The sequence below is a fragment of the Mucilaginibacter sp. GW822-FHT03E02 genome, assembly GCF_058801545.1.
Map to the genome: position 1 here is coordinate 380,581 of NZ_JBXANJ010000001.1, position 21,052 is coordinate 401,632.

Sequence of the window (21,052 nt, forward strand, 5' to 3'; positions counted from 1 at the left end):
AAACTTATAATAGAATACATTTGTCGCTTATATCAGAGATACCAAATCGAATCGCCGTGGGTGGCATTGAATGCTTATTATTTAATATTTTGAGGATTCCGTGGTAAAGCAATTGAAGATTGAGGTTTTTAAGATCCCAATACAATTGAACAACCAATAGTTCATCTTGCGGTTCGCTTGGCTTTTTGGGTACGTAATCATATAGCCTATAGTTTGTACCGCCGTGCGCTACTTCGTTCCGTATCCTAAAACAATAGGTGAGCAATTCCTGTATTCTTTTTGCGTCTGCTTTATTTTCCGCAACAATAACGGATGACACCAATTTCATAATCTCTGTGGAAGTGTTGTTATCGTAAAAACTCTCCAGGGTGAAGACTAAATCTAAGAAATTATCAATTTTTATATAGTCCGAGCGAACACCCTTTAAAAAACGGTAAAACGACCAAATATTTTTGTGCCAGACTTGGGCAATTTGCGGCAAAACAGTTTTCAAAGCCTCTACCCTTTTTTCCTCCAACAATAATGGATAAGAAAAAATATCAGAATGCTCGTCCATGATATACTCTCCATCCCTGGCAAAGGATAATAACCCGCTTGATTGGGGTTTATGAGATTCATGTGAATTGGAATGGGTCGGGTACGTGATATGAAGCCCTAAAAGAAAGAATGAACAAATATCACTGGCAAGAGATCATTTTACGCTTCATATCTTCAAAATCCATGTTCCAGTTCAACATCTTTTCAATATCAGTTTCCTCGTCAGTCTTTAAATTTTGTGTATAAGTATATTCCCCTTCAAACATTATTTCAACAATGACTAAACCCTTTGCACGCCTCAAATTCCCTCTATGAATAATATGGTCGAAATCAGGAAAGCTTCCAATTTCTTTCGACATAATCGCATTTGCTTCATGCGTATTACTCATTGGTGCACTTGTAAAGGGATGGATCCTTATGGAGACCTGTTTTATTTGTTCAGTAAAAGCCTAGTCAAGGCTATACTGACTATCGAATTTTACTGCTCTGTTATAGTATAACGGCTGGGTTAGAAAAACCTCGCAGTCTTTTGTTATGTCAAATTCAAAATAGTTTGTTCTGCTTCTGATTGATGTTGGCAAAAACCAACGAAATGTGTGCATTTTCATTTTGAGCTTTTTATTTTAAAGTACCATTTCTTCGAGCTTGTAAGGTCAAGTTCCTAATTTAAACTTAAGTATATCACTTTAATTTTTGGATGCTTTGACTTAACAGCACAAAAATAAAATGCCATTGCGCAGCCTATTTGCGTAGATAGGGAACATATGATTAATAATTTAATTTCATATTGACCATCGTACCGGATATTTCCTTATTTGAGCACAATCGTGTATATGAGCAGTACAGCCAACGGCAACGATGGCCAAGAATAATGGCTTCAAACTTCTTATTTATGTGTTTAATAGATCAAATCTCACTCAGAATAAAAACAGCGCCAACAGACCGTTATGAGTCTGTAGCAAGAGATTTACTTTAGACAGATTCCACTCCCTCAGGACAATGATATCACGCTCTGTTTTTAGGTCGTAGTTTCCATTTCCATTGGAATCCGGACCAAACATATGTACCAGCTTGTTCACGATCAGTTCGATTTCACGGTACATAGCGAAATCAGCATGTGTGTTACGGCGGCAAAACATGCAATAATTGGTTGCGGTGTCGTCCTGCACAATTTGTATCTGATTAAAATAATTTAAATGAGCCTGACTGGCATCGCCCGTTTTGACGATGCGGCCTGTTTCTGGATCTGGTGCCACCGCCCGCTCGTTGAACCGTCGTATATCATTTATGAACGCCGCTAAAAAATCCAATGCGTTCATTTCCTGCTGTTGAATGGCGGCAAACATGTGCTCGGAGTAAGGTTACCTATTTTTTGCCATAAACAGCCTCTGCATAACTACCATAAATCGCTAGAATCGAGCCGATGACAAATAAAATTAGCTGGGTAATTTTAGCGAGGGAGTTATAAGTTTCAAAACGTTTGATCTTTGATTCGGCGAAACTAAACAATTCATCGAATGTCCTAAATGAATCGTTCAATGCATCGGGCATTCGGGCTGCGACCTCATTGTCCACTTGCTTTCTAAAATCTTCTACAGCTCTATCTAAAGACTGTATTTGGTCCGCCGTGATAGTATTAGGATTTATATTGTCGGATGATCCGATAATATTCTTTTGGGAAGTCTTGTAAGCACTTTCCAATTCTGAAAATCGGTTTTGCAATTGTTGGACCTTATTATAATTGTTTTTTACTTTTTCACGAATAGCATCCGGTGGATCAATTTTCGCAATGTCAGAATTGTTTACTCCGATATACATCAAGAAAGAAGTAAGAAATTCCTTTGTCACGTCTATGCGCGTAAGTCTATCTGCAATTCGTACAACTTCATCTTGCTTGTTAATCTTGTCCTTTCCTAATGCAAGTAGTGCGTAGGAGCTTGCAGAGTTGGAAATTTGATAAACCTCCAGCAATTTACTCTCGACGTGAAACTGTCGTTGTGCATTAATTTTCGCAGACTTTAGTGCCACTAGTTGTTCTTGTGTTTCGTGTAACTTTTCAACAATGAACTTCTCGACTAACCACGAGGCTAATAATACTACTGCAGAAAGAACTGCAATCAATTTTGAATATTGCGCAGCCCATTTTAAAATTTTTGCTTGCATGATCAGTAAAGGTTAAATATCAATAACACAATAAAATACAAATCAAAAATACTTTTTTTTAACGTTTTTTAAGATTGATAAACTACTAAAAAGGAATAAATATTAAAGATCAGTAAACCCTTATTTATTGCCAATTTCCGAATCGTAAAGACATCGGCTCATATTGGGAAAAAAACAGCGATGACTAAGTAGGTAGGTTGTGAACGAAATTGAATGTTTTTCGATTTGGTGTAAAGGGTGGATAAACCACAGATAACTGACCCCAGTTGACCGTTTTTATACTGACCACCTTTAGTGCTTATCCTGTAGCTTTTAGTGAAATAAAGTGAATTGGCAAATATGGGTCAACGAAATTGGTTTATCCAATAGGCCATTTATCGGAAATTGTTAAAAATCAAGAGTATTAGAAACTAATTAAAAATGGATTTGTTCGTGCTACACGGTATGGCGTGTTAAGGGCTCCGCATGTCTGTCAGGGCAAGAACCGCTTGTAAATTAAAACGTGTTCGAATCCCCTAAACCCCGTTTGATTTTATGATCGATTAAAAGAAATATAGCTCTAATTTTCGGTTTAAATCATTATTGCACATAAATGATTGTTTATTTACTCCTATTCAAATCATTAATGATCAGCATAATACAAAAAAAACGAAAAAAGCATTCGACGAACAATTGTCTTGTAATTCTTGCGGGGATCAAGGTACTCCATTTGAACATTCAGAGGGTATTTTGAGTATCATTCGAGCAGTCTACAAAGAGAGAAAGAATAAGTTAGATGGATAACTGTGGCTATGGTTCGATAACGGCGTAGAATCCGCACCGTTTTGTGGACGAATTGATTGAAATAGGGCGGTTTTTTGGAAATATTTGATCCATAGATGGTTTTAGCCAAGCATCTTGAAAGAGACCATAGCATATTCTATTCAAATGAACTGCCAGCACTTAAATTATTAAATAATCAAATCATAAGCAGCTGTCCAGCCCGGGCGCGCGCGCCGCGCCAAACCTGCGTGACGAATGCGCAGCGCTTCAGCATCGGTTAGGAGATCTTTCGGTTTCCCCATCGGGCAGGAAAGGGGGTAAACTACAATTTAAATCTTCTTTTTGCTTAGTCACAATAGGCTGACACTTCCAAGAAAGCACTTTGAATAACGCGCTCTAAACCTTCAAGCGACGCTGTCCAAGGACCCCCCTGCGCAAATTGATCACCGCCGCCGCCTTTGAAATGCTCGTCTCTAACTTTCAGAATACCGATAACATTCCCAGCTGGACGGCAGATCAGTGAACTGAATACCACAATGGTACTATTCATACAACGTACTACAACCAACTGCTTCTTATTTCTAAGATAAGGGGATATTACTGCGCGTACCTGGTGAATAGTCAATTCCGGGCGGTCGACAACACGTATACCCTTGTAAACTGGTCGTTGAAGCAATTCGAAATTCAATAAGGCAAGCCCTTGCGTGGCGACCATTTTTTTGTATTCATCGAGTTTAGCTATATTCGCCCTCACAATATCAACATACCCCCGCAAGTCGTTGATCTTATCAGGAAACTCGTGTTGAACGGCTAGCCAGGCGGCCTGCCTTTCCGTCATCGCGTCAGCAGCAGTAGTTCCAGCTACGAAAAAAACACGTTCGCCTTTCAGCCATATTACCCGGAAATGTCGGATCTCGCTCAATGAGCGAACATGCGTACAGCCGCAATAACGCTGATCTACCTCTCCTATTTTTACCAGGTATCTTCCATTCTCGTTGATCCGCTGAACCACCAAATCGTCAGCAATTACAGCTAACATTGTTTTTTCGATAGCGATTACCTCCGTTGGCGTAATTGCGCGTTGAAATTTCAAGGAACACCCCTGTTCTTCTATTGCCAGATCAATAGTTTCGAACCCGAACAACTGAAAAGCAAGAGCCGATACCAGATGTTGGCAGGTATGTAAGCGCATCAGTTCAAGTCGGCGTTTCCAGTCAACTGAAATCTGTACATCCATACCCGGCAAAATGAGCGATGCTGCTTTAGGTTCATTTAGATAATGCCAGACCGATCCTTCCTTATTTTTCGCTTCCTTAACTTCATATTGTTCGCCATCAAAGTAAATAACGGCTTTATCGCTTGCCTGGTGGCCGCCCTGCGGATGTACCGGTGTGTGGTCGAGTAAAATAGCGCCCGATGCTATATCTGTATCGATCACCCGGCTATAGGAAGTTTTCTGATAGTTGTCTATCAAATAATCAAGTGTTGTCATATCTTCTACAATGTTTTAAAGTCGGTTATTAATTTAAAGAAAAATTCAAGCATTGGTAAGGCGAGCGGCTTAAAAAAACCTTCGTCGTTCCCATGCGTTGCCCGTCGAATACCTTGGATGTCTGTATGGGTCCGGCAACCTGGCCCCATCGCAAACGGAACGACGAACTCCTTTTGTTTTGTCGTACAGCTGTTCCAAATTGCTGACGCATCGCTGCGGCCCGGATTGCTTTGGACAGAAACAGCAGTATTGTTAGATGCAAATTGGGCCAGGCGCACTGCAATTGATGAGCTTCTGAATGCCTCCCTTTGATTCGAACCCAAACCGTTTTCAAATCCATAGGTTTCTCTATGGTTTAGCCAGGAAAGCTTTTGTCTGACCCGTTTCAAAGGTTCAAAACCACGGTAGTTATAAATCAGGTCATGCCTCCCCGGATCGCCATTATATATTTGGACCGAAGGACTAACAACCGAGGCCTCTCCCTTTTGCCCGGTGCTGATAGAACCACAACTGGCAAAGTGCTCTTCAATAATCGATTTTAACGGGTTTGACGCGGCTACTAATGTCGCCGAATGGCCATGATGTTTATTATGCAATGTCGTACGCAGGCACGCCTCTGGGGGGGCGATTTCGGGGTAAAGCTGCACTGGTTTCCAGCCGAGTCGCTCCAAACTGTTCAGTGGATGCACTAACTCCTCAAGCAGTCCTGAGCAGGTAATAAACAGGTTGTGGGGTTCCCGGTCATAGACGCCAAGCTCAAATTCGTTTTCGCCAGCCAGACTGACCGTGTTTTCAAGGGTGATAAAATAGGTACCGGCCGCACTTAAAGGCAAATCATCCAACCTGAGTAGCGATGAAGTTTTTCCGCGGTTCCCTTCCTCCCTGAACATAAAAACAAAGCCGAGGTTATAATGTCTGCTATCCTCTCCGGCAAGTAGCCAGGCAAGTGTTAGTTGTAGCGCCGTACCTGCTTTACAATCGTTTGCCCCCCGTCCAATGATATATTCGCAGGTTTCAATCGCCGTAAAAGGCGGTGTCTGCCAGGCGGATGCCTCGGCACCGACTACATCTACGTGACTGCATAAAAAACACATAGGCTTGCTGATATCGGCCAACTGATTATAGACGATCAGGTTCCCCGCCTCGTCGGTATAGTTTGTCCAATGGTCCGGAAGCAATTCCATTACGTCACTGCAAAAAGCAATAGCGTCAGCGATTACGTTATCCCGCCAAAAGCAGGTCGGATAACCGACCAGCTTTTTTAGGTAATTAAAATACTGTCGTGGCAGTTCAGAAGGAAACTTCACCGTTTTCATGATTGATCGAATTAAAGGCCAAGGGATTAAGCGTGCCGTAGCAACGCAGGAATTCGCGGTCAAAGGCATCAAAGGTTGGTGTAAAATCAGTACGGCCATGCATAACAAACTGCTGGTTAACTAAAACGGCCGAGTTTTTAGGCATGGTGTAGCGGATCACAGTATCCTGGGCTGCTTTATTAAACATTTCCACTGCCTCACGGCCCTTTTCAGTTTTCGCCGTGATCTTATCCATGCGAAACCTCACCCTCGGACCTGCATCAGATAACACGATTACCGGCATTAACCCCATTTTACCATCGTCTTCAGAGCGGTAATGATCAGGAGCTGCAAAGCGGTACTCGGGAACCATCAATTGCCTGATTATTGCATCGGGCAGCACGGTAATTATATCTTCCAAGCGCCCAAACAGCGACTCACCGCCGCCGGTTGTGGCGGGCCGGCGACAAATCATCGTCAGGACATCAGGCGGCAGTTTACAATAGCTTAAATCGGTATGAAGAAAAAATTCGGATGCATTGGCAAATGAGGGGTTTTTTGCAGCTGTCTTTGAAGGCTTGATCTTGATGACAATTTCGCCTTCACCGGGATAAGCTACTGGCAATGAAACCAACGATGTTAGCCCGATGAGAAATTCCTTTGTTTGGGTAAGGTCGTCCGTAAGGCCTTCAAGGATCATAAAACCCGGCATCGATTCATAAAACAATTCCTGTTTCAATTTATCAATGATTGAGTACGGAATTATCCGGGTAAAAACCTCGCGTACCAGGTAGGGCGCAGATATATCAGCAGCCGTTATTGTTGCAATTCTTAATAATTGCAACAGTGCAGGCAATACTTCAAATACCGTTAATTTGTCATTAACCTTTTTTGTCTTGATCAGGTCGCCTACCTGGTAGGCGACCTGTTGCTTTTTAATATCACTTAACATTACTTGTAAAATTTTTAGCTTATTTAAGTTTAAAATGTAATTTTACAAGTGATCCCGGGACTTTGTCCCTGGTTCACCCGCTCCTGGCGCCTTGTGCAAAAAAGTTAACGCCGGGAGCTTTTTTTAAATTCAAATGCGGTGGTGCGTTTATAGCGTTCATATCCGTTCAGTTTAATTGTTAGTTGTCTTCGATAATTCAAAAACCGAACCCGAATTAAATAGGGAGAGAACGTGGAGGGGACGTTAAGTTTATTTTTAAAGAATAATGAACCTTTAATTAAATAATAAGCCGAATAGATAAATTATTGCACCAATAATGCGCAATAATTAAAGAAAAAAAATTAAATTTTTATTGTATTTTCTGGCCAGTTAAAAAAATCAGGCAAAGTGCAATTACTTTTTTAAAACGTTTTTGGAAACGTTCAGGAGTGTATGGTGCTGATTGTTGGGTGCCAACCATCCGCTAAATATTCGCCATCATTTTGTTGCCGGTAACTTGCCTTTGGGCCATGTGCCAGCAGGGCTTCCAGGGCTTCCCCTAATTTTTTAATATCTTCCACAGAATTTCCAAGGCCACAGCTTGCCCTAACAATGCCATACATACCTTTTTTGTCGCCGACTATAAGCTGTTCCTTGATATGGGCTTTATCATCTGTTCCAATATGAAGAAATTTGCTAACAAGGGCGAATTGGCATAGGTGCCCCGTGCGCACGCCAATACCTTTCTCAACACCGAGAAAAGCGCCTATCAGGGAATGGTGGTAACCATTGACGCTAAAAGGAAAAATGGCCAGATGCTCGTGGTCCATACTGTTTAGTCCCCGAAAGACATTGATACCCGGTAGTGCAGCAACGTTTTTTTGAAAGGCTACTGTAAGCAGGCGTTCGTGTGTCTTTATCTGGTCATAACCGAAAGCCTGGAGTTGTCGGCTGGCTTCTGCAAGCGCGACTACCCCGGGAAAATTCGGTGTGCCGCCCGACTCCCGGGCAGGCAACGCAGACCAAATAACATCGGTGTCATCGATTATGCTGATCGTACCGCCACCGGCCACATCCGGCCAGCCCTTTTCAAACTGTTGTTTGTTTGCGACAAGGACACCCAAACCAAATGGCGCGTACATTTTATGGCCCGAGAATGCCAGGTAGTCAATATGTTCTGGATCGTCTTTTGGTTTTCTGACAATGCGCCTGTGGGCGACCAGTTGTGAAGCATCCACAAATATCTCGGCCCCATAGCAATGCGCCAGTCTGGCCACCAAGTGAATATCAGTCAGCACACCGGTTACATTTGATGCGCCGGATATCGCGACAAGGCGCGGCTTATGCTGTCTTAATAAGGTCTCTAAATGCCCATAGTCGATAACACCTTCCGGAAGAGACCGACAGGTGATATTCCGGGCGTTCTTGCGCCAAGGCAGTAAATTGCTGCTATGCTCGTTCTCCCCAACAATGACCAGATCATTTTCTGTTAACCCGAGCCTGCGTTCAAGATGATTGATACAAGCTGTTGTATTATAGCTGAATATCAACACATCGTCGTGGTCGTTGCTGTCGGTAAACTGGTAGAGCTGCCGCACCGCGTCTTCGTATATTTGTGTTGACACAGCTGATTTGTAGCCAGCGCCGCGATGGATACTGCCATATAAAGGCATAACCTTTCCCAACAAGTCCCAAACCGCGCTAAAGGGCGGTGTCGTTGCTGCATTATCCAAATTGATATATCTCCGGTCGCCTCCACCCCATACAGGGACATTCAAATCATCGCCTAACAGGTTAATACCATTTTTTGTGATCACATTTTCCATGGCCGTGCAGCTACGATCATACCTATACCATAATACCTGAACACACATTCAACATCGATAAATCCTGCATTGGTCAGCCAGGTCTGCATTTCCTCAACCGTATTCGGAATGTTTTTATATTTCCAGTGGTGCGCCCATTTAAAGACTATACTTTCTTCATCAACCGACTGACGGGCATGATATAACGCAGTTTCTTCGGCGAGTTGCTGTGCTCTTTTGCCGGAAAACTTAGTCCAGTCTATCATAATGAAAATCCCTCCCGGCTTCAATGCCGCATAAATATGCCTGAAAAGTGTACGTTTTTCGGCAGGAAGCAAATGATGGAGAGATAGCGCTGTTACGCATGCATCATAGTTATAACCAAGAATTTCCGTCCTGAAATCACCCTTTATCAACTGCACCTGATTACTGTAAACATGCAAACGTTCGTGCGCTCTGTCGAGCATTTCTTCGAAAAGGTCTATGCCAACAAGTGTCGATGCCGGTGCATGGTTTAATACGTATGACGCTGTTTTACCTGTACCTGTACCCAAATCAAGCACATGTAAATGATTCCCGCAAGGTAAAAACTTTACCATTTCTTCGTGCATCTGCGGGTAGAATGGTATAGCCAACTCGACGTGATCGTCGTAGTTATCTTCCTCAACAAAAAAGAAATCTTTTTTGGTGATGCTATTATATTGTTTTATTTCGATTGCCATGTCTGATACTTAAACCGTTAATAATTGCTTTTCTTAACAACCCCCCGATCAAATCAACCGAACCCTGCAGGTTCGCGCTGCCGATACCCTTTTTCAGGAGCTCATGGTAGTTTAAATTAGAGAGGTCGATACTTGGACTCAAGTTTCGGAAATTCCGTGTTATCTCCAAGTCATTTTCGAGCTTTAGCTCTTTGATCAGCGCCAGCGTAACTCGTTTATATTGGTCACCCGTGCCGTTGAAGGAAAATGGATGGTAGATCGCGTCTTCAAGCAACTTAAATACAAAATTAACAATTAAAAGTAGTTCTTCGATATTATCTGTCTTTGAATCATATTCTTTAATCAGGCTTTTAAACGCTGACATGAACGATTTCAACCGTTGCCGCTTGCAAATCTCTTCATTCAGCTTGTCAAGACTTTCCCCCGCCGACTGCTGTAAAGCCACCTGGGCAGGAAATTGCAGCTCCTTAAACTGTGGTATATTGCGCAGGTCCTGAACAGTCACTGGATCACCACCGTGTACGAGTAAATTGGTTAGCAGGTTGCGTAAAACCCTGATATTTGCGCCTGTGTAGTTTAATGTCATTAGTTCTAAAACCACATCTTTTGGAATATGTTTCTCCTTTATATTTTTGTCTTCTTTGCATATATCCGGAACCAAAAATTCAACCAAGACAGGAATATCACTTACTCTTTCATTTAATGTCGGAAGATGCAATAGCAATACCGTGAGCCGATGGAACAGATCCTCCCGGAACAGGCCCGCCTCATTGCGTTGCCTGAGATTTTGATGCGTAGCCGAAATGATCCTTACATCGATCTTTATATCTTTTTCATCCCCCACTCTTGTGATTACATGGTGTTGAGTTGTCCTAAGAAGTTTGGCTTGCATTTCGTGACTGGTTTCAGCAATTTCGTCAAGAAAAATTGTACCGCCATCAGCTAGCTCGAATTTTCCCTCTTTGTCCTTGATCGCATTGGTAAAAGCCCCCTTGACGTGCCCAAACAATTCTGATTCAATCAAGTTAGCCGCAACTGCCGGACAATTAACAGTTTCAAACGGCTTATTATAACGGTTGCTTAATGCGTGTATCAATTTTGCCATATTTTCCTTACCCGTACCACTTTCCCCCGAAATAAAAACATTTGCTGAAGACTTGGAAAACCGGTATGCCGAAATAAGGCTGCTTAAAAATTCGGGGCTTTCTCCCACCAGTTTCATGCGCTTTGCGGTCTCCATAAGTTCCCGAAGTTCCCTGGTATTTATTTTCGAAAGTAAGTCATCGGCAGAAACAGAAGCAGCATATGTGTACTTCTCACGAAGCGGCCACGCAAGCCTGTGGTAAAGCCTGTCGATTGTCTCGGGATCGTCAGTAGGAAAATCTTTTTTATCAAACTGGTCACACCAATATCGTTCTTTATTTGAGCCTATCATTCTCCTGGCTTCGTCGGCATAACGTGTCATAAGCATGATCCGGCTACTCGGCAACCCGTTCACACACAAAAATTTACAAATCCACAGACCATATTTATCCAGCTGGAGCAAGGGGCTATCCATTGGAGCGAAATTGATATCTACAATAAAAAAATTTTCGGGCTCCTTTGCAAGGTTCTCCAGCGTCGATTTTTTAAAGCAAAGCCTCGAGCCAATCTCTAGCCGGTCTATTACATCCCAGTCAACTATAGGCTCCCCATTGTTTTCATTAAAATAAATAAAGTCAGCATTTTTCCCTTCCGGTTGTAAATATTCGAAAGTAAGCACCAATGAGGTTTGCTGTGAGACTTTGTTTACCGCCCCCCTTAACACCTCTCTGTATTCCGGCGAATCATCTAGATAATATATCTTCATGTTGCCCCTCCTTCAAATGTTAAGGTCAAACAAGCCATTCCGTCCTGATCTGCTATTGTCATATTTTTCGCACCTAATCTCAACGCAGTTTGGAAAGTAAAACTAAAATAGTGGTTAGCAGTTAGTGCCGTTTGTGTATCCGGCGCACCGCATTCGTCTTTGACTTTTGCGAATGGAAATTGAAATCGCACAATTATGTCTACCAGGGCAGGAGTAGACTGGTCTGTATTCATGGTAATGATCAGTTCAATCGATGTTATATCATTCGACAAACAATGAAATAAAAGGTCGGTCAGCAACAAGCTAAGATCCCTGTTATCATCATCAATATTGCCCCATATTTGAATCGGAATGCGTGGCTTGGCAGGCGAAAACTGGATTGAAAACGAAGGCACATGACCGAAATAAATTGCTTTGTAAAAAAGGTGGGCATCCTCGATCGCCTGTTTAACCGCAGAAACGCAATCCAAAGTGATTTTATTATCCCTATAGCAATCCAAAGTTTTTATGGAATTGAGTGAGTGCCGCCGCTCCATATAGTATAATATCCGGTAAATGGTGGCCGCCGATTCATTATCAAGGTGCCTGAGCCGTTCTTTAAGTGCATCACTTAATGCATTTTGTTTACCACTTTCATCCCCTGTTTTATATAGTTGAAAAAGCTCACCAAGATGAAAGCGATTCCCTCCTATTACGATCAGTTGGTCACCGATATTCTGCCAACGCAAATAGTTTTCAATTACAGGCCAACCGAGACGAAAAACGAAACGGTCCACCGTATTTGGATCTTCGACCTTGAAATCTCTTTTATCGAATTGATCCCACCAATAGAAACCCTGGTCCTTCAGAAATTCTTTGCGGCCAAGTTCTGGCCATATCGTTAGCAGGATCATTTGATTTTTAGAAATTCCATTTTCGAAAAGAAATTTACAAAGCCATAGTCCATAATATTCCATACCACTCGGCGAAGGGTCGAATGCAAAATTAACATCGACAATAAAGAAGGCTTCTTTTTCTTTTGCTAACCTTTCCAGCGTTGTTTTACGATAACAAATACGTGGTCCTGCCTGAGTGTGATCCATATATTCCAACTTACATACCGCCTCTCCGGTACGTTCGCTAAAAAACATAAAATCATCCGGGTGCCCATCGGGTTTTAAATGTTCTAAAACCAGGTTGAAAGAAGTTCTTTGGGCGAGCCGCTTAATCGCTTCTGTCAAAACGATTTTGTATTTGGAAGAATCATCTAAATAGAATATTTTCATGATTCGCCTCCTTCAAATGAAATTTTAATAAAACCTCGTTTTCCCTCGTTCCCTACTTGCATGAAAGGCGCACCAAGATTTTTTGCCCTTAAAAAAGTAGAATGGAACCCGCGTCCAAATGGCCAGAATTCCAGTGGCTCTGCAGGATAAGACCAGAAATTTCGTTTATGAAAAACGTCGTCGATAAAAACGGTGAGATCAATGAGCGGGCCACCGTAATCACCGAAGCGTTCCGACAGCGTTACCTCAAGAGAAGTTTCACCGATAGAGATTCGCTGAAATAACAGGTCGGCCAGTAAAATCTTGAAATCATTTGCCGCAGTTTTCACATCATCAAAAACATCTACATCGTATTCATCATCGTCTTTGTCGTAATATCCCGTGATTGTAGTGATCTGGGCCATTATAGTAGGCCGGGAAACTTCGAAACGAATGGTCACATCCTTTTCAGTTTTAAAACGCATAGCCTTATAAAAATCCAATACGTTTTTTCTAGCCTCGGTTGCTGCTTTTGCACAATCAAATGTAACTTTTTTTGTTTCCTGAAAATGACTGTTGATCTCGGCCATTAGCCGATAACGCCTCTCAAGATAATTTAACATATGGTAAACAACAGCCAGCGCCTCTTCATCATGCTTTTCCAACTCACTTCTGAGGCTTTTTAGATAGTGCCCCATTGGCCCGGCTTCTCTTTTATGAAAATCGAGTAATGCGCGCGATTTGATAAGGTTTTCACGGATATTCTCTTCTTCTATCCCTACAACATTAACCAATAACGGCATTATCTTTTTTAGCCGCTCAAAAACCACATCTTCGTTTCGTTCTAGCACCTCATAGTCATAAAGTGCACTTCCGTTAACATCTTCGACGAGCAGAATCGCACCACTAAATATTTCGGGTTTTGGTGTTTCGGTGACAGCACTGACGGTATCCGCCTCATAACTGGTAGGGATAAAAATCCAGCGTACGGGCGATGAACCGTACGCGCGCACAATAATATGGACTTTAGGCAAAAGCTGACAAACCTTCATTAATATATTTGTTTCGTACCTTATTACCGCTTCATGCGCCGCGTCCGGGTCTTTGAAAGAGATAAGCCCGGTATTGTTATCAAACACAAACTGATTGTGCGTATCCAAGAAAGGCGCATCAATTAATAACTGGCAAAATGCAGGCAATTGTTGCATCCTGTTGCGAGTTAAGAGATTCTTTATACCAGGACTAAGGGGATCAAAAAAAGCTTTAAAATTTTCTCTGCCTAAGTCCTCGGCCAGTCTTGATTTTATAGCGGGTTCGGTAGAAAACCTGCAGGCAAGCCAACTTATGCAAAAATTAAACCTGCGGGTAAGTTTCCCCCCTTCATAAGTCAAGCCGAGCAAATAAAGATCTTCTGCAAGTGTAGATGTCCGGTAATAATTGCTATTTTGATCTGCTTTCAATGAAAACATTTTTTTTAGATCATAACCTAGTTCCTCAAGTTTTGAAAGTAGCCCATTATCTTTACTAGCCGCCTCAAATAGCCATTCCAACTGGCCTGTTATATCAGATGTTTTTTGTCTTCTCTTTAAAGCCGCCTTTAGCCGCCTGCAAATTATCCATTGCAACAGCATAACGCTCGTATATCCATCGGAATAACAAAACATGCGGTATTGTTTTTCATAAGTACTCAGATTCTCGCCGGTTTTAACAGAGCTGAACAAATGGGTTATGGGCGGTTCCTTGGTTGTCACATTGATATTTTGCCTCGATATTGTTGTTGCTTGCCAGCGCAAAGCAAAAGGTATTTGATCCCAGCCTTCCTGTGTAGGTTCAATTGGCGGGAATTGTAAAAACGAGAAACCTGAGTAAAAGGAATACCAGTAGGATGAATGATCTAAAAAGTTATCACCAAGGGTTCGGAATATAGGGGCGGCGGCGATGAGGCGCTTTTCCCTTAACATTTCAATGTTTTCAGGTAAAGTGATAAAACATTGGGTAAACCGCTGGGGGTTTGGCCGAACATAACGCAGGCTCTCGTCAGTATGACGAAAATAATAAGGGCATGCCATTGATTCCTGCAAGCTCAACCGCCTTGTCTCCGCCTGGTTTTCTTGCTCGCCAGTACCCGAAAGTTCGTCCTCTTTTGAAAGCCGCTCAAAATAGATATCACGTTGCATTTCAGGCGTAAGACAGCCCCCTATCTTGCAGGGGGCTGCATCACGATGCGTTGAAAAATCATCGTGTTCGTCAGATTTTCCACTATCTAAATTAAGAATGTCACCGATTTTTTTTGTTCTAACACCAAACGGATTGGCGTACCAGTGAGCATCAGTATTGCTGCTGTTACGTGATTCAAGTGCATTAGCATCCCACCAGCTTCCTGGATTTTCGACCAGACTGTTCGTATCATTGTCCCAATGACCTCTTGTCGCCCGGTAGCAGGAAAGCTTTTTCATTTCTTGCTTTTCCAAAAACGTCATTTGTTCCCATGGCTTCCATTTCAGATCTACTGGCACCAGGTTACATGTTTGATATTTTCGACAACCGGTAAAATGCTTTGCCTCACTGCCTGGGTTAGCGGCATTGACAGGTAGTGAAAGTCCATTTAAAGGGTCCACTGGATCGCACCAACTTTTCGTTGGCCCACCAAAAGCATAACCCAAACTACGGTCATGCAGTTCATTAAGCATTTCCTGTAACGGATAGCCCTCGTTGTTTTCCTTTTTTTCGGAGTAAAACGCTCGCCAATGTCTTTGCCTGGCTCTTGCTTTTTCTGATTTCATTTATAAGTTTAGGTATATAAGATTTTAAATATTCATCAGAAATCTTTGCAAGCCCGGATCAACAGGGCTATCCAGCATTGGCATGACCCCGCCGCATTCTTTGATCAGTCCGTCCTCCATGTAGATCACTTTGTCGGCCACCCTGCGCACAAAACCCATTTGATGGCTGACTACCAATACCGTTTTATTGTCTGCCTTATACGAATTGACGAAATCGGCCATCCATTCGGTCCACATCGGGTCCAGGGCAGATGTAGGTTCGTCCAGCACCAATACATCCGGCTGCATTGCCACGGTCCGTGCCATGGCAACACGCTGCCGCAAGCCTCCGGAAAGATGGTTCGGCATTTCGTCAGCGCGCCCGGACAAACCGAAGCGCTCAAGCACCAATTCAGCATTTGCCTCCGCCTCCCGCTTGTGCAGCCCCAGGATCTTTACTAATGGCAGCGTCAGGTTCTCCATTACCGTTAAATGCGGCCATGGCTCGGGGTTCTGAAAAACGAAGCCTAACGTTTTGGCCAATTTGGTGCGCAGCTCAATTGAAGCATGTGTTTTTTCAGACCAGGTACAATCTCCGATATGTACGGCACCGGAGTCGAGTGGTTCCAGCAGGCTCAAACAACGAAGCAAAGTCGTTTTGCCGGAGCCGTTTGCTCCAATTACGGCACAACAGTTTCCTTTTTCGAGCGACAGGTCGACAGGCCCAAGCCCTCTTGTTCCAAACCTCCGCGTCACCTGCTGCAAATCAATGGCTGTAATATGTTCAAGCACTACGCTCATGCTAAGGATGATTTACTTTTAACAAATTGTTTATTTTCAAGGCGTCGCGACCACATGGTCAGTGGCAGCAACAGTACCAAATAAATAACAGCCAATGCCGTATAAAACTCCAGCGGCCTGTAGGTTTGACTGATAAGGTCCGTTGTCCTAAATAAAAGTTCAGGAACAGAAATAACGGAAGCCAACACCGATAACTTGATTGTATTAATATATTGCCCAACAATTGGCGGGACCATATTACGCAGTGCCACCGGCAGCGTTATATAGGTAAATATTTGCCGGTCGGAAAAGCCCATTATCCTTGCTGCTTCACTCTGGTGTTTGGGTATGCTTTCAATGCCAGCGCGGACGATCTCCGACATAAATGCCGAAAGGTTAAGCGATAAAACAATCACCGCGCATGTGACCGGGTTAAGTTGCAGGCCCGTGATCACTGGTACGCAAAAAAAGAACCAAACCAGCATAACCAGCACCGGAAGCGTACGAAAGATATCATTATATACCCTGGCTACCCAGCGTGCCACGACAGATGACGAGAGGCTAAGTGCAGCGAAGATGACGCCCGTCAGGCTACCAATGATTATGATCAGCACATTCAGCCACAGAGTTACCCAAGCGGCCTCAAGCAGCGCTTGCCGATAATGCCAAATCAGATCCCAATGCCATTGATACATAATTCCTTATTTTGCTTTGCCAATAATTGCCACCTGGTCAGGCGGATATCCCAATTGCATTTTAGCGTGTAACAACGGAATACCATATTTTTTTTCGAACCTGTACATTTCTCCTGTGTTTTCCGAGTATTCCAGGCACGTATTTATAAAATTCAACCAACGTAAGTCATCCGGGCGCACTGCCCAGGAAAAATTTGTCGGAACCGCCGGCTGATCGGCAAGTACTTCCTCCAATTCAGGGTGTGCGCGTAAATAGGTATAAACCGTTTGTTGGTTCATCAGGCCTACATCAGCCTGTCCCGAAGATACAGCCGCAAGCGGTAAAGTAAGGTCGGCACCCGCCAATCTAATAACTTTTGCATGCTTGAAATTGGCTGCTACGTAGTCGTCGATAGCACTGCCCTGTTTTACTGCAACACGCAAACCTTCCGCATCGATCTGCGACCAGCTCGTGAATTTCTTCGCCGTGCCTTTTTTCCCCACACCTGTATACCCCGAATAAAATAGTGGCCTTGTAAATAATACTGCCGCAGCCCTCTTTGGCGTCGCAAACGTGGCCCCTATACATAAGTCGAATTGTTTTGATTGTAAGCCCGCAGCGAAATTGGCCAGATCGATCTTGTGATAGATCACTTTTATCCCGAGCGATTTGCCCATCGACTCGATGAGGTCAACGAAGATGCCTGTTTTGGCCCCAGTGTTGGGGTCTTCCATAATAGATGGCTCAAGAATAAAATAGCCGACGTTCAATTCCTTGGTGCGTTCTACTTTTTCGAGTGTCCCTTCCGACGTTGCAGTAGCTGTTTTGTCCGTGCAACCGGACTGGACGACCAGGAATATCAAAAGGATGAGTTGCGCGAACAGCAATAAGGGTCTGAGTCCGCGGGACAGTCTGCGGATTTTTTTAAGCGTTTCCATGATAATAGTGATTTTGATTTTCATGCGCTAATACAAGACTTATGCCTTATCGTTATTGAGTTAGTTTTCAAGTGTTTATTATATTAATATCCTTTTTTTAGTACATGTTGTCAAAAACGTTATAAAAACGTTTTTGAAGTGTCACTCTTATTCACCTAATTTCATGAGGACACCCTTTCCGTAGTTGATCAGAAAGAGAACGCCCGGCAGGCCTATGGTAAATAGGTATATCCTTTTTCCATCGTATCCCATACTTTCCAGTAGGTAAAAAAGAAAGGCCATAATGCTGCCACCGATGGTGGCATCGACAATACGATAACCTAAATCAGGCGAGCCGCCGGAAATAGAATGATGGATGGAATGAGGAAAATAAAATAGCACGAAATAACAACCGAAACCGATCAGGATGAGCCAGAAATTCCGGAAGATCGTTCTTAGTTTAAGGATCGTGACGACCAGGAGCACGATACCGTCAACCAACTCCCCGATACCGGGAATAAGGGCGATCAGGTTCATGACCGCATAAACCCCGAAAGCGATCAGCATATTTTTTATAAAGCTTTCAAAACCTAAAGCGATGCCAGCAATAACGCCGGCAATGAGCAGCCACATAAAACCCCAGTAAGGATGGTTCGCGCAGATGGCCCATCCCACTCCATATATAACGGCGGGCACGATAATGTAAGATCTGGACATGGTGTTAGGCTGCAAAAAGTTTTAGATTGGGAAACTGCTAAAAAGGCTCCCGCTGCAATATATAATTTAATAGCGAAATAATATAACAAAAAACGTTTTGAAAAACGTTATAAAAAAGTTATTGCAAATCGGGCATACTTTTGGTGTTTAACTTCTATGTGACAGTTCTTTACAAAAAATAGTTTTATTTATTTCTAGCTAAGTATTCTCCCTTTTATTGCTTTCTGAGGAGGTGTTTTTAAACCTAAACGAAATTTTAGACCCTTTCTCCCATCAAAGTCACTGCCTCAAAATGTGTTCAATTTAACAGGGCACTGTGTTTGTCTAACACTATCTAATTAACAAGCTATTAACTAAATAATTTGAAAAGATGAAAAGTTATAAAAACACAGCAATTCCTCAGCCAATGCAGAATACCGTTAACAATTGTGCGACCGGCCTTGGCGTTATTGGTGTTCCAGGGGAAATATTTGCACCGGGGATGGATGTATTCGCTATCGCACCCGTGTGGATAGCAATGACTATAACCCTTGCTGCGCAAAGCGGCCATAAATTAGAGCAGCAGAAGTTGCGGAAGATCGTAATGTCAGTAACAACTGGGGCTGGGATATTTTTCGCCGGTACTAAAATTGCCTCAACGGTGATCGGCTGGATCCTTGCAATTCCAACATTCGGAGCATCAGTCGCTGTTAGTGCAGCTACCAATGCAACACTTAACTATACCTTAACAAAAGCATATGGCCGCTCAGCAGCGCGCTACTTTTTAATGGAAAGCACCATTACTGATTCCGAAGTAGCAGCTAAAATAATAATCGCATTTATGGGCGTAGACCTGGGTATATCTACCCCTTATGATTCTTTGATTTCTTAACTTTTAAATTAAACATAAAACAAAAAAAAATGGAAACGACTTACAAAACCGCAAGTGATGCTGGAAATTCCTCCAGCGTTACTTTAGAAACCATCAAGCAGGAAATTTTTGATTATTGTAACCAGTCCCTTGAAGGCCTGGGTATGATCGATGCGGCAAACAATCCTGATCTTCTTCATCGTAACTTAAACATTGAAAAGATCACTGCCGGCTTTAAAAGCTTAATAGAACATCGCCTGCCTTATCTGAAAGGTAAGATCGGCCAGTTTGACGAAGTCATCATTAATTACACAAGATATGGAATGGTTAATTCAGCCGCACCATATGAAACTAAACGCGATGAGCACGTCCACATGCGGGAAATCATGAACGAATTCCTGAACGACGAAGTAGTGTTGGAAAGAAAGCTGCACTATGTGTTGTTGAGTTACCAGATCGGGTTCAATAACGGGCTGCGCGCCTATAACGAAAAATTTTAACCCCCTCGAAAACCTTAAATTTATGGAAATCATTAGCTATTGGCTCATATCCGGCTGTTTTCTGACCGGATATGAGCGGCGGCTGCTCGCCGAATGCAGCGCCAACAGCCGGGCGGCTGTGGCACGGTACACTTCCGCGCTCATCATTATTTCTATTGTCTGGGCATTTATCGGCTATTCTTTTTGCAGCCGGTACATCGAGCTGGGGCCGGTTGGCAGTTCGATCGGCGCCATTATCATGGTGGTCGTTGTGATTCAGATCGAAAGGCAAATCATCCTCGCATTTAAGCTGAATTGGAAGCTGGCCTTTTTTAGGGTATTTATCGCAGTGCTGATGGCCGCCATCGGTTCAGTTATAATTGACCAGATCGTATTCAGGCAAGATATCGACAACCTGAAGGCGAACAATAAGAATTATAACATTTCCTTGCAAAAGCATTTTGATGATTACAAGGCCGACAACACGCAAAAAAAACAACGGTTGATCGAAAATAACCAGTATCTGGAAAGCCAAAACACAGACCTGGAGCAACAATTCAAAAAAGAGCGCCGCACCCAACCGTTCTCAATCACTACAACAAAAGGCGCAGATAATATTGTGACCACCCAAACCAAAGTCAATCCCAATCCAGCACTTAAGCTGATCAAGGATGAAGAAAGTGCGAACGAGACAACTATAAAGGCAAATACGACAGCGATAACCGTGATCGACGATTCCGTGACAGCCCAGCAGCTGGCGATGATCAAAAAGGTAAAACCCGAAAATAAAGGTTTTCTTAACGAACTGGATTTACTGTTCACCTTCATATTCGTTGAGTCTAATTCCAAAATACCAATGATCGTCTATTTTTCTTTTCTATGCTTTTTTTTGGGAGTCGAAGTTTTCGTGTTACTGAGCAAGTCGGGAAAGGACTCCAACGACTATGAACATATGGTTATCCTGCAACAGGAAAGCCATAAAAATAGGTTAAACGAGCATTTCCGTAAGGATATCGAAAAAATTGGCATTCAAAAGAGAACATCGGAAGCAATGTTGAGTTTTCAATAAATA

Annotated in this window: 19 protein-coding genes; 3 read left to right on the top strand and 16 right to left on the bottom strand. The window is 42.9% G+C overall.

Annotated features, from left to right (window positions below; genetic code table 11):
- Positions 1–4 precede the first annotated feature (4 nt).
- From AC1RM2_RS01300 to AC1RM2_RS01375, 16 genes are all read right to left on the bottom strand, one after another.
- On the bottom strand, positions 5–556 hold the full coding sequence (locus tag AC1RM2_RS01300; protein ID WP_492982613.1) for a hypothetical protein: 552 nt from the start codon (positions 554–556) through the stop codon (positions 5–7).
- Positions 557–677: 121 nt separating this feature from the next.
- Positions 678–926 (bottom strand): hypothetical protein, encoded by a 249-nt coding sequence (locus tag AC1RM2_RS01305; protein WP_492982615.1) that lies wholly within the window; start codon positions 924–926, stop codon positions 678–680.
- Between the two features lie 528 nt (positions 927–1,454).
- Positions 1,455–1,883, bottom strand: coding sequence for a hypothetical protein (locus AC1RM2_RS01310; protein ID WP_492982617.1), 429 nt, complete (start codon positions 1,881–1,883; stop codon positions 1,455–1,457).
- A gap of 19 nt (positions 1,884–1,902) precedes the next feature.
- The gene (locus tag AC1RM2_RS01315; RefSeq protein ID WP_492982619.1) at positions 1,903–2,700 is read right to left on the bottom strand and encodes a hypothetical protein; all 798 of its coding nucleotides are present in this window, start codon (positions 2,698–2,700) and stop codon (positions 1,903–1,905) included.
- Between the two features lie 1,108 nt (positions 2,701–3,808).
- Complete coding sequence (locus AC1RM2_RS01320) at positions 3,809–4,954, bottom strand: alanyl-tRNA editing protein (RefSeq protein WP_492982621.1); 1,146 nt, start codon at positions 4,952–4,954, stop codon at positions 3,809–3,811.
- 5 nt (positions 4,955–4,959) lie between these two features.
- Positions 4,960–6,270: a M20/M25/M40 family metallo-hydrolase gene (locus AC1RM2_RS01325; protein ID WP_492982623.1), complete on the bottom strand. Its 1,311-nt coding sequence runs from the start codon at positions 6,268–6,270 to the stop codon at positions 4,960–4,962.
- Positions 6,245–7,201, bottom strand: a complete 957-nt coding sequence (locus AC1RM2_RS01330; RefSeq protein WP_492982625.1) for a TauD/TfdA family dioxygenase — start codon at positions 7,199–7,201, stop codon at positions 6,245–6,247. The genes AC1RM2_RS01325 and AC1RM2_RS01330 overlap by 26 nt, the downstream gene beginning before the upstream one ends.
- 422 nt (positions 7,202–7,623) lie before the next feature.
- Positions 7,624–9,006, bottom strand: coding sequence for an aminotransferase class V-fold PLP-dependent enzyme (locus tag AC1RM2_RS01335; protein WP_492982627.1), 1,383 nt, complete (start codon positions 9,004–9,006; stop codon positions 7,624–7,626).
- On the bottom strand, positions 8,994–9,707 hold the full coding sequence (locus tag AC1RM2_RS01340) for a class I SAM-dependent methyltransferase (RefSeq protein ID WP_492982629.1): 714 nt from the start codon (positions 9,705–9,707) through the stop codon (positions 8,994–8,996). Before AC1RM2_RS01340 ends, AC1RM2_RS01335 begins: the two co-directional genes overlap by 13 nt.
- The gene (locus AC1RM2_RS01345; RefSeq protein WP_492982631.1) at positions 9,682–11,556 is read right to left on the bottom strand and encodes a sigma 54-interacting transcriptional regulator; all 1,875 of its coding nucleotides are present in this window, start codon (positions 11,554–11,556) and stop codon (positions 9,682–9,684) included. Before AC1RM2_RS01345 ends, AC1RM2_RS01340 begins: the two co-directional genes overlap by 26 nt.
- The gene (locus AC1RM2_RS01350; RefSeq protein WP_492982633.1) at positions 11,553–12,821 is read right to left on the bottom strand and encodes a hypothetical protein; all 1,269 of its coding nucleotides are present in this window, start codon (positions 12,819–12,821) and stop codon (positions 11,553–11,555) included. The genes AC1RM2_RS01345 and AC1RM2_RS01350 overlap by 4 nt, the downstream gene beginning before the upstream one ends.
- Complete coding sequence (locus AC1RM2_RS01355) at positions 12,818–15,583, bottom strand: hypothetical protein (RefSeq protein WP_492982635.1); 2,766 nt, start codon at positions 15,581–15,583, stop codon at positions 12,818–12,820. The genes AC1RM2_RS01350 and AC1RM2_RS01355 overlap by 4 nt, the downstream gene beginning before the upstream one ends.
- A 24-nt stretch (positions 15,584–15,607) precedes the next feature.
- Positions 15,608–16,363, bottom strand: a complete 756-nt coding sequence (locus AC1RM2_RS01360; RefSeq protein ID WP_492982637.1) for an amino acid ABC transporter ATP-binding protein — start codon at positions 16,361–16,363, stop codon at positions 15,608–15,610.
- Positions 16,360–17,037, bottom strand: coding sequence for an amino acid ABC transporter permease (locus AC1RM2_RS01365; protein ID WP_492982639.1), 678 nt, complete (start codon positions 17,035–17,037; stop codon positions 16,360–16,362). Before AC1RM2_RS01365 ends, AC1RM2_RS01360 begins: the two co-directional genes overlap by 4 nt.
- Before the next feature lie 6 nt (positions 17,038–17,043).
- Complete coding sequence (locus AC1RM2_RS01370) at positions 17,044–17,979, bottom strand: substrate-binding periplasmic protein (RefSeq protein ID WP_492982641.1); 936 nt, start codon at positions 17,977–17,979, stop codon at positions 17,044–17,046.
- Between the two features lie 123 nt (positions 17,980–18,102).
- Complete coding sequence (locus tag AC1RM2_RS01375; RefSeq protein ID WP_492982643.1) at positions 18,103–18,651, bottom strand: hypothetical protein; 549 nt, start codon at positions 18,649–18,651, stop codon at positions 18,103–18,105.
- Between the two features lie 370 nt (positions 18,652–19,021).
- Between AC1RM2_RS01375 and AC1RM2_RS01380 the strand changes: the two genes are divergently transcribed.
- The 3 genes from AC1RM2_RS01380 to AC1RM2_RS01390 are packed head-to-tail and all read left to right on the top strand — an operon-like array spanning position 19,022 to position 21,049.
- Positions 19,022–19,522, top strand: a complete 501-nt coding sequence (locus AC1RM2_RS01380; protein WP_492982645.1) for a hypothetical protein — start codon at positions 19,022–19,024, stop codon at positions 19,520–19,522.
- 29 nt (positions 19,523–19,551) lie between these two features.
- The gene (locus AC1RM2_RS01385) at positions 19,552–20,001 is read left to right on the top strand and encodes a hypothetical protein (protein ID WP_492982647.1); all 450 of its coding nucleotides are present in this window, start codon (positions 19,552–19,554) and stop codon (positions 19,999–20,001) included.
- A 22-nt stretch (positions 20,002–20,023) separates the two neighbouring features.
- Positions 20,024–21,049 carry a DUF4407 domain-containing protein gene (locus AC1RM2_RS01390; protein WP_492982649.1) on the top strand — a complete coding sequence of 342 codons (1,026 nt, stop codon included), beginning with the start codon at positions 20,024–20,026 and terminating at the stop codon, positions 21,047–21,049.
- The last annotated feature ends 3 nt before the right edge of the window (positions 21,050–21,052 follow it).